The organism is Alteribacter lacisalsi, assembly GCF_003226345.1.
Classification (GTDB): Bacteria; Bacillota; Bacilli; order Bacillales; family Salisediminibacteriaceae; genus Alteribacter; species Alteribacter lacisalsi.
Genome location: NZ_PDOF01000003.1, coordinates 324,119 through 337,861, shown reverse-complemented (window position 1 = coordinate 337,861; position 13,743 = coordinate 324,119). Strand labels below are relative to the sequence as shown.

Sequence of the window (13,743 nt, the reverse complement as noted above, 5' to 3'; positions counted from 1 at the left end):
GGTGGAAAATTGTGATGAAACAGGCAAATGTGCTTCTTGATAAAGGAGCAGTTATTTCAGAGATTGATAAACGAATCTATGGTTCTTTTATTGAACATATGGGGAGAGCGGTGTACGGCGGTATTTATGAGCCGGATCATGAGGGAGCCGATGAACAGGGGTTCCGTAAGGACGTCATTTCCCTCGTAAGCCAATTGCAGGTGCCAATTATCCGATACCCTGGAGGCAACATGCTTTCGGCCTATAACTGGGAAGACGGGGTGGGGCCAAAGCATGAGCGTCCCCGTAAGCTTGAACTGGCATGGCGGGTGATTGAAACGAATCAGGTCGGGACAAATGAATTTGCTGATTTTGCCGGGAAGGTCGGCTCGGAAGTGATGATGGCTGTCAATCTGGGCACAAGAGGAATTGATGCTGCGAGAAATCTGGTTGAGTACTGCAATCATCCGGGCGGATCGTACTGGAGTGATTTAAGGCGGACTCATGGCTATGAGCGTCCTCATCAGATTAAGACGTGGTGCCTCGGCAATGAAATGGACGGCCACTGGCAGATCGGTCAGAAGACAGCTGAAGAATACGGCAGACTGGCTGCGGAGACCGGTAAAGCCATGAAACAGGTGGACCCTTCCATTGAGCTGGTTTCCTGCGGGAGTTCCGGTTCCGGTATGCCCACATTTCCCGAATGGGAGGCAGTTACGCTGGATCATACATACGGCATTGCGGACTACGTGTCGCTGCATCAGTACTTCGGTAACCGGGATAACGATTCGCAGAATTACCTTGCGAGCACGATGGAGCTGGAGCATTTCATTCATACGGTCATCTCTGTATGTGACTACCTGAAAGCGAAGAAGCGCAGTAAAAAAACAATGATGCTCAGCTTTGACGAATGGAACGTCTGGTATCATTCCAACGAGCAGGATCAAAAGCTTGAGCCGTGGCAGACTGCGCCTCCTCAGCTGGAGGACCGCTACAATATGGAAGACGCTCTGCTTGTGGGAGGGATATTGATTACGTTCCTTAGACACGCGGACCGGATCAAAATGGCGTGCCTGGCCCAGCTGGTAAACGTGATTGCCCCGATCGTGACGGAAAACGGCGGAGGCTCTTGGAAGCAGACGATTTATTATCCTTACATGCATGCTTCTGTTTTTGGAAGAGGTGTTTCACTGCAGGTTATTGTATCGTCACCGAAGTTTGATACGAAGGATTTCACCGATGTTCCCTACACAGATACGGCGGTTGTCTGGAATGAGGGAAAAGAAGAAGTGACGATTTTTGCCCTGAACAGGCACCTTGAGGAAGATGTGCTTATGACCTTTTCCATGAAGGATTTTCCCGGCTATGAAGTGAATGAGCACCTGGTGCTTGAACATGACGATCTGAAAGCAGCGAACTCCATGCGTGAGGAGCGCGTGAAGCCTCATAATAACGGCCAGTGGAGCTTTCAGAGAACCGAATTGGAAGTAAAAGTGAATAAGGCGTCATGGAACGTAATCAGATTAAAGAGGAGCGTATGATGATGGGGACACCCATACAAAATCCTATTCTGCCCGGCTTTCATCCGGATCCTTCCATTCTCAGAGTAGGGGAGGATTATTATATAGCAACGTCCACATTTGAGTGGTTCCCAGGTGTGCGGATCCACCATTCGAAAGACCTGAAAAACTGGTCGTTTATCGGGAGTCCGCTAACGAGGACTTCCCAGCTGGATATGCGCGGGAATATGAACTCCGGCGGCGTGTGGGCACCGGCCCTCAGCTGGCATGATGGCACATTCTACCTCATTTATACTGATGTGAAGCAGTGGCACGGTGCCTATAAAGATGCACATAATTACCTGGTCACCTCGGAATCGATCATGGGACCCTGGTCAGACCCGGTGTACCTGAACAGCAGCGGCTTTGATCCGTCCCTTTTTCACGATGATGACGGACGGAAGTGGCTCGTAAACATGTTCTGGGATTACCGGTCCGGCAATCACTCCTTTGCCGGCATTGTGCTGCAGGAGTTTAATGAAAAGGAAGGGAGATTAACCGGGCTGATTAAAAACATCTATAGGGGCACGGACATCAGGCTGACTGAAGGTCCGCATCTGTATAAAAAAGATGGCTGGTACTATCTGCTGGTCGCAGAAGGAGGCACCAGGTATGACCATGCGGCAACGGTGGCCAGGTCAAGGGAGATTGAAGGTCCGTATGAAACAGATCCTTACTATCCGCTGCTGACCTCCAGGGGAAACGATGAACTCAGCCTCCAGAAAGCGGGGCATGCAAGTCTGGTGGAGACTCAGAACGGAGAGTGGTACCTGGCTCATTTGTGCGGCCGGCCGTTACGGGGGAAGTACTGTACCCTTGGACGGGAAACTGCTCTTCAAAAAGTCCTGTGGACAGATGACGGCTGGCTCAGGCTGGCTCACGGCGGTCATTTTCCTGAGGAGATCGTAGAGGGCCCGGAGCTCCCGGAATCATCTGTTGCACAGGAGCCTGTTCGCGATGATTTTGAAGAGCCGGATCTTCGGGTAGAATGGAACTCGCTTCGGGTGCCGGTGGATGAGTCGTGGTGCAGCCTTACAGACGCCCCCGGCTCACTCAGGCTGTACGGCCGGGAATCCCTGGCTTCTGTCCACCGCCAGTCCCTGATCGCAAGAAGGCAGACGTCTTTTCAATGCGCCTTTTCAACGTGTGTCGATTTTGAACCGGATACCTTTCAGCAGAAAGCGGGGTTAGTGGTGTATTATGACACAGAAGACCACGTTTACCTTCATATCACTCATCACGAAGAGAAGGGTCGTGTACTTCAGATCCTGCGTACAGTGAATGGTCAGTATGAAGAGCTTCTCCTTCCGCCACTCAGGATTGCACAGGCGGGGGCTGTCGAACTTAAAGGTGCAATTGATTTTGACACTCTGCTATTCTATTTCAGAGAGGAAAGCGATCAGGAGTGGAAGCAGATCGGGCCGCGCCTGAGTACCCTCCATATGTCAGACGATGCATTGGAGAAGGTGAGATTTACAGGCACTTTCATAGGGATGGCGTGTCAGGATTACAGCGGAAGTCGGCAATCTGCTGATTTTGATTTCTTTGATTATGATATTCAGGGGCAGTAATGCTGTGGAGATGATAAAAGATGATTCAGGAAGGAAAGCATCCCTATGCTGTGGCATGGGGGTGTTTTTATTGTTTATTTTCTGTAGACGAGTGACCCTCTTATAGATAACGAATATTTGTATGGTAAAAGGTAGTTTGTGGATATATTTTGTGGACTGATCAATTGAAAAACCCTGTATTAACGTGTATATTAGATATATTACCGTCGGAAAATAATTGTACGTATAAGTTGATTGTGAGAAGGGTGAAGGCAGGTGCAAAGGGCTTCCTCTTTTACCTGTATTAGTCATTACTTGAAGTAAGCTGGATCTTAAAATGAGGTGAAGCATGCGTGAAAACAAAATACAGCTATGTAAAATCAGAGATAAAATCAAAAATTATGCAGGGGTATTTTCAGCCCCATGAAAAGGTCGGATCTGAAAATGAGCTCCTGAGAGAATATGGGGTAAGCAGGCATACGATCCGAAAAGCCATTGATGAACTGGTTAATGAGGGATGGATCTACAAGAAACAGGGGGCAGGAACGTTTTGTGCAGAATGGTCTGCAGAAGTAGATGTAAAAGAAGGAACAAAGAATATTGCGGTCATTACGACCTACTTCTCCGATTACATCTTTCCTACCATCATTCGAGGGGCAGAGCGGATTTTCAAAAAGCACGGTTATCAGGTCACGGTATTCAGTACCAATAATGATCACGAGGAAGAAAGGCGGTGTCTGGAAGCTGTCTTATCCCAGCAGTTTGACGGCATTATCATCGAACCTACTAAAAGTGCACTCCCCAACCCGAACATTAACTATTATCTTAACCTGGAGCGCCTTAACATCCCGTATGTGATGATAAACGCTTACTATGAAGAACTCGAACCGGTTCATGTAATTATGGATGATGTGGAAGGGGGAAGGCTCCAGACGGACCATTTACTGGAGTTAGGCCACGAACGTATTTTAGGCATCTTTAAGAACGACGACATTCAGGGTATGAAGAGAATGAAAGGGTTTATTAAGGCTCATCGAGACAGAGGAGCGACCTTGAGCCCTCAGAACATCGTTACGTTTACGACCGAAACGAGGGAGACGGTTCCGGTCAACGAGCTGAAAAGAAAATTAAAGGAATCCGATGCACCGCCGACAGCGGTCGTCTGTTACAATGACCAGCTTGCACTGAATCTGCTCCATGTTCTTCGTGAACTTAAACTGGCCGTGCCCCAGCGTATATCGATTGTCGGGTTTGACGATTCATTCCTGTCCACTGCTTCCGAAGTTAAGCTCACAACGATTGAACATCCAAAAGAAGAGCTGGGAATGGAAGCGGCCCGCACAGTTATCAGAATGATTGAGATGGCCCGCAGTTCCTCAAAAGTAGAGACGGTTCAGCCGGTAGTCTTTCCTGCATCCCTTATCCAGCGCCAGTCAACAGAGGAAATAAGACAAAAAGAACCCCAATAATGCTAAGTGGGGACGGTTCTCAATTTGCATTTTTATCGGATCAGGGGGGCTTCCTTCTGAACCAGCAGGAGGGGTTGTTAGCAGGTTCAGCATATTTGATCATAGTTAAGGCCACCCGGCATTTCATTTGGGTGGCCTTATCATGTTCTTAATGATTTTCGCACAGAGCTCTCAATGAATCATTCAGTCTATGATTCTCCAGAAAGCCGGCTTTACTCTGTAGTTATGGTCAAAAACAAACGGGGCATCGATTCTTTCTCCCGGGTTGTACTCTGTGGCGCGGTCATCGAGCCACGTATGGTTATCGGCAATACCCCAGAACGTCACGCTGCTGATGTCCGCACCAAGATCTTCGTACAGGTCGAATAACGCTTCGTAACGATCAGCCTGCGCTTCGATTCGGCTTTCTTCTATGTCGTCATAGTCCTCATAGGCGGGTACCGGAGGCCAGCCGTATAAGCTCACATCCAGTTCCGTAACCTGATTGTCCAGCCCCAGATCAGTGAAAAGGTTAAAGGAATCTTCTATTTCTTCAAGTGTCGGCCAGTCGATCTGAATATGAGCCTGGTGTCCGACACCGTCAATGGGAACTCCGTCTTCCAGCAGATCCTGTACAAAGTTGTACAGGTGATCTCTTTTTGGCTGCACTTCGGTGTTATAGTCATTAATGAAAAGCTTCGCATCCTCCCCGGCGTACTCCCTTGCGGTTTCAAATGCGGTTTTAATGTATTCGTCACCGGTAATCTGGTACCAGACGGACTCACGGAGACCTCTGTCATTCGGCGTGCCGTCGTCAATAACTTCGTTCACTACATCCCATGAAGTAACGTCGTCTTTATACCGCTCAACAACCGTTTTGATATGAGTTTCCAGACGGTCCAGCAGGAGATTTTTATTCGTCTCTCTTTTTTCCGGATCTGTTTCCTCAGTCATCGGGTTTCCTGCTTCATCCATGAAAAACCAGTCAGGGACCTGATTATGCCATACGAGGGTATGAAAGCGCAGTTCCATGTCATGTTTACGGGCAAAGTCGACTATCCTGTCTGCCCCTTCCCAGTCCCACTCTCCTTCTTCAGGCTGGAGAGAAATGGGCTTCATGGCATTCTCCGCCACAAGGCTGTTGTAATGGTGTTTCAGAATTTTTCCCTTTCTTCCGTTTAACTGAAACGGTTCCACTGCTGCCCCGATGTCGAAGGACGCTTCGTAACGGTCAGCAAGAGAATCAACCTGCCAGGCAAAAGGAGCGGGCTTTCCATTGCCCTTGCCATTCTCGCCAAATACCCCCGTTTTTGCCTGATTTCCCTGGGCTGCAGCGCTGAGTCCCATACTTCCAGCTAAAACAGTTACAGCAAGACCTGTAACGATATAGGTTTTATAAGATTTAAGCATCATAAATTCCGCCTTTTTAATAGATTTTTAAAAAGCCTAAAGTGTAATGACCGGGCTCCGTTGACCTCCTTTCGAAAAAATTAATTGCAGATAGTTGAGAGGGCTTACAAAAACAGAGGAGAATTATGGTTATGTTATCTGCTAGTTAAACTATAGCAACTGTAAACTTAGTTTGTATAGTGGATGAACAAAGATTAATAAAAATAGTCTGAATGTTGTGATAGTTATTTCCTGATTTTAAACGTCTTTTCTTAACGGTCCGGGACTTAGTTCCTTATTTAACGGAGGAAAAATGAAATTTTAAAAATACTGTTGAAAAGGCTTACATTTTCCTTTACAATCGAATTATTGAAACGTTTCACCTAAAGTTAAGCCTGTATTTGTTATGTATTAATGAATTCCAATATTTGTTTTATAGAAACGTTTCAATTACCTCGCATGACTAAGCATACTACATACTTCAGACACAACAGTTTCTCAATTTTGAGGAGGTGATTGCTGGAGCTGCCAGCGTCCTGAAAGCCGCATTCCGAACCTGATCTGACTTTTTCCCGTTTGTCTTGTATCAATAATCTCCCTATGAAAGGACGATGAAGTTATGAAAAAGGTATTGAGCATCATGTTAACCGCTGTTCTCGTTTTTGCACTGCTGCCATCCACGCAGCATGCCCAGCCGCCGCACGAAGGGCATCCACCCGGACATGAGGTTGCACTTGAAAAGCAGCTGAACGCCATTGCGAAGAAAACCTACAAGTATTTCGAGGATTTTACCGATGAAGAAACAGGTCTCACCTATGATATTGTCCGCCTGGATGAAGACGAAGAAGGAAAGCATACATCACCGACGAACATCGGTCTTTATATGATGAGCGTCATTTCAGCGGAAGAGATGGGCTTTGTTACTAGAGATGAAGCCATTGAGAAAATCAGCAAAACGATCAGCAGTCTTCAGGAAATGGAAACGTGGAACGGCCTGTACTACAACTGGTACTTCACGGACGATGCGAGCCTGATGACAGACTGGGGACAGTTTATCTCACAGGTGGATAACGGCTGGCTTACGGCAGGGCTCGTTGTTGTAGCAGAAGCCTACGAAGAGCTTGAAGAAGATGCCCTGGCCCTTGCAGAAGGAATGGATTATTCCACGCTTTACGATTCTGATGAGAACCTGTTCCACGGCGGCTACGACGCGGAAACAGGCAGCCTGACGGATCACCATTACGGCGCTTTTTACACGGAACCGAGAATCACAAGCTATCTTGCAATCGGGAAAGGCGATGTTCCTGCGGAGCACTGGTGGCACATGCACCGTACCTTCCCGCCTGAGTGGGACTGGCAGAGCCAGATTCCACAGGGATATGACGTAGAATACGACGGCGTGACTTTCTTCCAGGGGCATTACGAGCACAACGATATCAAGTATGTGCCAAGCTGGGGCGGAAGCATGTTTGAAGCCTTAATGCCGGGACTGCTTGTAAAAGAGAAAGAGCTTGGTACAGACGCACTTGGACTGAATAACCACCGACATGTTGAACTGCAGATCGCGCATGCGGAAGAAGAAGGCTATCCGGTATGGGGCTTCTCACCGGCAGCGGTCCCTGGTGACTATCAGGAATTCGGCGTGCCTGCCGGCGGTATGGAAGGCTATCCTGAAGATGGCACCGTAACACCACATGCGTCCTTCCTTGCACTTGAATATGCACCGATGGACGTGTTTGATAACTTTAAAGAACTCCGCAGCATGGGACTTTACGGGCCGTACGGTTTCTATGACACCGTAAATGTCCATACTGGTGAAGTGACAGAGGCGTATCTGGCCCTCGATCAGGGCATGATCATGCTCTCGATCGCCAACTTTAACCATGACGGCCTGATCAAAAACTATTTCCACGAAAACGAAATCGGATCCAACCCGGAACACCTGCTTGAAAGAGAAGAATTTTCGATTAACGAGTAGGCAATAATAAGAGGGGACAGGACAACTTATGTCCCCTCAAAATTGAAATGGTGCTAATAAATGTCTTTTACCATTATAGGATGAAGCGAAAGGCGGCGACTCCAGTGGGAATCGCATCAACCGAAGACCCCACAGAGTGGTTTTCTCGAGGAGTCTGAGGCCAGACCTTAGGAAAGCGTCCGCCTGCAGCGGAATCCGGAAGTAACACTGAGATATTCATACCGAGGGTATTATCTTTAATAGTTTTTTTTATCAAATAATTGAAACGTTTCACTAAAATGGGAGGGTCAAAAGATGAAATTTAAAAAGAGCTTAGCCATGTTTGCCGGTATTTCCGTCATTGCAGCAGCCGGCTGCGGAAACGATGATGGTAATGATAACGGTGGCGACCAGGCCGGAAACGGCGAAACAGTCACTCTCGACGTATGGGCGATGGGTGAGGAAGGAAACCGCCTCGGGTCTTTTGTAGAAGACTTTGAAAACGAACACGACAATATCGAAATCAATGTCCAGGCAATTCCGTGGGATAACGCCCACGATAACCTGCTCACAGCCGTAGCCTCCGGTAACGGACCGGACGTTCTCCAGCTTGGAACGACCTGGGTGGCGGAATTCGCAGGCGCAGGGGCTTTCCTTGACCTGTCCGAATACGCAGACGAGTACGACGTCATCAGCAACGACGATTTCTTTGAAGGCGCTCTTGATACAACTGTTTACGATGACGCTGTATACGGTGTGCCATGGTATGTAGATACCCGTGTCCTATTCTACCGCTCCGACATCCTTGAAGAGCACGGATTCAGCGAGCCGCCGCAGAACTGGGATGAAATGCTTGAAGTGTCCCTTGAGCTTGCCGACCGTGGTGACGGCATGTACGGCTATGATATCGATCAGAATGACCAGCTCGTTCCGCCGATCTTTGCATGGCAGAACGGATGGGAATTTAACGAGGAAGCAGCAGAGGAGAACTTTGCCGATCCTGCATTCAGAGAAGCGATGGAGTACTACCACACGTTCTTCGCTGAAGAGCTCGTTCAGGTAACAGAAGGTACGCCAATTGAGCAGGGCTTTGAAGAAGGCAGCAAGCCGATGTTCTCGAGCGGTCCGTGGATGGTCAACATCCTTCGTGACAGTGCACCGGACATTGACGGCGACTGGGATGTAGCGATGCTTCCGGGCAGCGAGCGAAACGCTTCTGCCATCGGCGGCTCCCACCTGAGTGTGTTTGCTGAAACTGAGCATCCGGAGGAGTCCCTCGAGTTTATCTCCTATATGTCCCAGCCTGAAACACAGGTTGAATGGTTCAAAGAGACAAACACACTGCCGGCTCGTCAGTCCGCTTGGGATGACGAAGAGCTTCAGGAAGACGAAAAGCTTGCCGTCTTTGGCGATCAGCTTGAAGAAGCCGTAGCACCACCGGTACTAAGCGAGTGGGAAAACGTGGCCCAGGATCTGCTTTCATCACTTGAGCGGATTAACCGCGGCGGTGCCGACCTTGACGAAGAACTGGACAACTTCCAGCAGCAGGCCGAAAGACGCCTGAACTAAACAACCTATAAATATTAAATGAAGCGAAAGGCGGCGACTCCAGCGACGAGCATATGCTTCGCGATTAAGCTGCGAGTTGCTTCGACGCAGACCGCTTCGGAGGGATTCTGGCAGAGGAAGAAGCAGGAATTTCCCCGAGAAAGTATACCGCGTTGCCCGCGGAAAGCGCCCGCCTGCAGCGGAATGACGAATATGAATGACCATAATTTCAGAGAGAAAGGTTCCTCGGAAGCCTTTCTCTCTATCCTTATCACCGATCATTTTGTACGAGGAGGAAAGGTATGTGAATCAAAAAAACGCCCTTACACCCTGGATGTTTATCGGGCCTGCGGTTCTGCTCCTGATTGCCTTTTCATTTATCCCGATTCTGATCAGTCTGCTGATCAGCTTTACCGATATGAACCTGATCGGCCTCAGAAATTGGGACATGGTGGACACGGTAGGCCTTGAGAATTTCATCGCTCTCTTCCAGGATCCACTGTTTCACACCGCAATTTTTAACACGCTTGTGTATGTAAGTATCGGTGTTCCATTAGTCATTATCTGTTCACTTGGTGTTGCTCTTCTTCTTAATTATATGACCAGTAAACTATTCACATTTTTCCGGGTACTCTTTTATGTGCCATCCATCACAAACATTGTGGCAATTGCGGTTGTCTGGGGTTTCCTTTACAACATGGATGTGGGTCTGTTCAACTTTATCCTGAACAGTCTCGGCTTAGGAAAAGTGCCTTGGCTTGAACACCCGTTCATTGCAAAAATCTCGTTAATCATTCTCGCTGTCTGGAAAGGGATCGGGATTAACATGCTCATTTACCTGGCCGCACTTCAGTCGATTCCGAAAAGCTTCTATGAAGCAGCGGATATGGATGGTGCGAACAAATTCCAGAAGCTCAGATACATTACGATTCCTTCACTCAGTTATGCGACCTTTTTTGTCACAGTTACAACGCTCATCGGCTGGCTGCAGTTTTTCGAGGAGCCGTTTGTCATGACAGGCGGGGGACCGCTTGACGGCACAATGTCGATGGCCCTGTTTATTTATGAGCGCGGGTTCCAGTATAACGAATTCGGCTACGCCGCGGCAGCATCACTGATCCTGTTCGTGTTTATCATTGTGGCTACACTTATTCAGTTTACGTTTAATAAATCGAAAGAGAATTGAGGTGAACACGGTTGAAAACCAGATTTGAAAAGATGTTCGTCACATCCGTTTTAGTTGTCGGTGGATTCCTGGTCTCGATCCCGTTTATCTGGATGATCCTGAGTTCCTTTAAATCTGAAAGGGAAGCGCGCACGATGCCTCCTACATTCTGGCCGCAGGAGTTCACCTTTGAGCACTATATCAATCTCTTTCAGAATCTGAACTTCGGCACGTATTTTACGAATACGATGATCATCGTGCTTTTTGCCATGCTCGGTCTCCTGTTTAACACGATGGCCGGCTACGGGTTCGCGAAGTTCAATTTTAAAGGAAAAGAAATTGTGTTTCTCGGTGTGCTGGCCACGATGATGATTCCGGCACAGGTGTCCATGATCCCGGTTTACCTCCTGTTAAACCAGATGAGCCTCACCAACACGATGGCAGGGATTATCCTGCCCGGCTTAATTGCCGCCTTCAACATCTTTTTGATACGGCAGTTTATGACGACGATCCCGAACGATCTGATCGAATCGGCCAGGATTGACGGGGCAAAGGAATTCCGGATTTTCTTTCAGATTATCCTGCCTCTTTCCAAGCCGGTCCTTGCAGTACAGGCGATTCTCACCTTTGTAGGTGCCTGGAACAGCTTCCTCTGGCCGCTCATTGTGGCAAACGATCAGGCGTTATATACCCTTTCCGTCGGGCTTGCTCTCCTGCAGGGACAGCATTCAAGCAGTTTCGCCCTGCAGATGGCCGGTGCAACCGTCATGGTCATTCCGGTACTGATCCTGTTCATCTTCGTACAGCGGTATATCGTCGAAGGGTTCAATACGACGGGGATTAAGTAGGAACCACAGCTTGCAAAAAAGGCGTGGAGCGGAAAGCGTCCGCCTGGAGCGGAACAGCAAAAGTTGTATTTTCAGGAGGACTAACCAATGAACCAATCAAAACTGCACGAACTCATAAACGAAATGACAATAGAAGAAAAAGCGGCGCAAATGTCGCAGGTGGTGTCTTCTTTAATAAATGAAAACAGCGGCAAAGGAAAAATTACCGGCCCGTTTGCCGGAATGGAAGTGGCAAAGGAAGACATGAGCGGGAGCGGCTCCATCCTCGGAGCAGCAGGCGCAGACGACCTCCGCGCACTCCAGAAGGAATACATGGAGCGAAGCCGCTTCAGCATTCCCCTTCTGTTTATGGCTGATGTGATTCACGGCTATAAAACCGTTTTTCCAGTCCCGCTCGCTCTGGGGTGCACGTGGGATCCGGAAGCGGTGGAGGAAAGTGCAGCGATCGCCGCAGAAGAAGCGGCAGCAGCCGGCCTGCACGTTACATTTTCCCCGATGGTTGACCTCGTGCGAGATCCACGCTGGGGACGCGTGATGGAGTCGACCGGGGAGGACCCGTATCTAAACGGCGTGTTTGCCCGTGCCTTTGTCCGCGGCTATCAGGGTGACGACCTTGAAGGGGATTCCACCAAACTGGCAGCCTGCGTGAAGCACTTTGCCGCGTATGGGGCTCCGGAAGGCGGACGGGATTATAACACCGTTGATATGTCAGAACGCCAGCTCCGGGAGTACTACCTGCCGGCGTATGAAGCGGCCCTGGACGAAGGAGCCGAACTAGTGATGACCGCGTTTAACACGGTCGCCGGAATTCCGGCAACGAGCAACAAATGGCTCATGCGCGACGTGCTTCGAAAAGAGATGGGTTTTGACGGCATTCTCATTTCCGACTGGGGTGCCGTACAGGAAGCGATTCCTCATGGCGTGGCCGCTGACAATAAGGAAGCGGCGCGCAAAACGGTGGAAGCCGGAGTGGACATCGAAATGATGACCCCATGCTACGTACAGCACCTCAAAACGCTCGTGCAAGAGAACGTTGTCTCCGAAGCGCTGCTCGATGAAGCCGTGCTCAGAATATTGAAGCTCAAACAAAAACTCGGCCTGTTTGATAACCCGTACCGCGGGGCAGACCGGGAGCTGCAAGAAGCAGTGACCCTGTCTGAAGCCAACCGCAAAGCCGCACGGGAGACAGCAGCCAAATCGTGCGTCCTCCTGAAAAATAACGGGGCGCTGCCGCTGCAAAAAGACCAGCGCGTTGCTCTGATCGGTCCGTTTGCGGAAAGCAGGGATCTGATGGGGCCGTGGTCCATCTTCGGTTCTGAAGATGACGTAGTGACGGTTAGAACCGGTGTGAGCGAGAAGCTCTCATCAGCGCCGAATGTTGCACAAGGCTGCGACATCGAAGCAGTAACATACGACCAGGTGCAGGAAGCTGTTGAGATGGCATCCGATGCGGACGTGATCGTGCTGGCTCTGGGTGAACACTCGGAGATGAGCGGCGAAGCAGGAAGCCGGACCGATATCAGGCTGCCGGAAGCCCAGCTGCAGCTGGTAGCAGAGCTGAAAAAGCTCGGCAAACCAATCGTGACCGTTCTGTTCAACGGACGGCCTCTTGATCTGCACGGTGTGATCGAAGAATCAGACTCAGTCCTTGAAGCGTGGTATCCGGGAACAGAAGGGGGCCGTGCGGTCGCTGATCTTCTGTTTGGCGACACAAACCCTTCCGGAAAACTGACCATGAGCTTTCCATACAATGTGGGTCAGGTGCCGGTGTACTACAACTCGTTTAACACGGGACGGCCGAAGGATCAGATTGCCCCTGAGGACCGGTTCGCCTCCAAATATCTGGACGCACCGAACGAGCCGTTATTCCCATTCGGATACGGCCTGAGCTATACCTCGTTCGACTATTCAAACCTGCAGCTATCCTCCGGAGTGATAAAGGAAAACGGGAAGATTCAGGTGAGTGTGGATGTGACCAACACAGGCACAGCTGCCGGTGAGGAAACGGTCCAGCTGTACGTCCGCGATCTTGTCGGGGAAGTGGTCCGTCCGGTAAAAGAGCTGAAAGGATTCCGGAAAGTGCAGCTTAAGCCGGGTGAAACCGGACAGGTGGTTTTTGAAGTAGACGAACAGGTCCTCAAGTACCACCACAGCGATTTGACGTTTGCGTGTGACCCGGGGGAGTTTATCGTCAGTGTGGGTCCAGACAGCAGAAATACAGAGGAACGCCGTTTTTCCTATCAGCCAGCAGGTCAGAGAGGATAACGGGCACCAGAGCATACGGCGAGGAGAGATACACG

General features: G+C 49.5%; 9 protein-coding genes. 8 read left to right on the top strand and 1 reads right to left on the bottom strand.

Going from position 1 to position 13,743, the window contains the following annotated elements; translation table 11 throughout:
- The first annotated feature begins 14 nt into the window (after positions 1 to 14).
- The 3 genes from arfA to CR205_RS16460 all read left to right on the top strand — a co-directional run bounded on the left by arfA (position 15) and on the right by CR205_RS16460 (position 4,557).
- Positions 15 to 1,520, top strand: a complete 1,506-nt coding sequence (gene arfA / locus CR205_RS16470) for an arabinosylfuranosidase ArfA (RefSeq protein WP_110521238.1) — start codon at positions 15 to 17, stop codon at positions 1,518 to 1,520.
- A complete protein-coding gene (locus CR205_RS16465) occupies positions 1,487 to 3,109 on the top strand; it encodes a glycoside hydrolase family 43 protein (protein WP_328587734.1) in 1,623 nt (540 codons plus the stop codon). The genes arfA and CR205_RS16465 overlap by 34 nt, the downstream gene beginning before the upstream one ends.
- A 332-nt stretch (positions 3,110 to 3,441) precedes the next feature.
- On the top strand, positions 3,442 to 4,557 hold the full coding sequence (locus CR205_RS16460) for a GntR family transcriptional regulator (RefSeq protein ID WP_110521236.1): 1,116 nt from the start codon (positions 3,442 to 3,444) through the stop codon (positions 4,555 to 4,557).
- Positions 4,558 to 4,740: 183 nt separating this feature from the next.
- Here CR205_RS16460 and CR205_RS16455 read toward each other — a convergent pair whose 3' ends face one another.
- Positions 4,741 to 5,946 (bottom strand): endo-1,4-beta-xylanase, encoded by a 1,206-nt coding sequence (locus CR205_RS16455; RefSeq protein ID WP_110521235.1) that lies wholly within the window; start codon positions 5,944 to 5,946, stop codon positions 4,741 to 4,743.
- A gap of 598 nt (positions 5,947 to 6,544) precedes the next feature.
- On the opposite strand from CR205_RS16455, the gene CR205_RS16450 reads away from it, so the two are divergent.
- The 5 genes from CR205_RS16450 (at position 6,545) to CR205_RS16430 (ending at position 13,708) form a co-directional block, all read left to right on the top strand.
- Entirely contained in the window at positions 6,545 to 7,903 is a 1,359-nt protein-coding gene (locus CR205_RS16450; RefSeq protein WP_110521234.1) for a glucoamylase family protein, read from the top strand.
- 294 nt (positions 7,904 to 8,197) lie between these two features.
- Positions 8,198 to 9,451 (top strand): sugar ABC transporter substrate-binding protein, encoded by a 1,254-nt coding sequence (locus CR205_RS16445; protein ID WP_110521233.1) that lies wholly within the window; start codon positions 8,198 to 8,200, stop codon positions 9,449 to 9,451.
- Positions 9,452 to 9,764: 313 nt separating this feature from the next.
- Positions 9,765 to 10,616, top strand: a complete 852-nt coding sequence (locus CR205_RS16440; RefSeq protein WP_236634893.1) for a carbohydrate ABC transporter permease — start codon at positions 9,765 to 9,767, stop codon at positions 10,614 to 10,616.
- A gap of 32 nt (positions 10,617 to 10,648) precedes the next feature.
- Entirely contained in the window at positions 10,649 to 11,443 is a 795-nt protein-coding gene (locus CR205_RS16435) for a carbohydrate ABC transporter permease (protein ID WP_110521565.1), read from the top strand.
- 87 nt (positions 11,444 to 11,530) lie between these two features.
- Positions 11,531 to 13,708 carry a glycoside hydrolase family 3 N-terminal domain-containing protein gene (locus CR205_RS16430; RefSeq protein WP_110521231.1) on the top strand — a complete coding sequence of 726 codons (2,178 nt, stop codon included), beginning with the start codon at positions 11,531 to 11,533 and terminating at the stop codon, positions 13,706 to 13,708.
- The last annotated feature ends 35 nt before the right edge of the window (positions 13,709 to 13,743 follow it).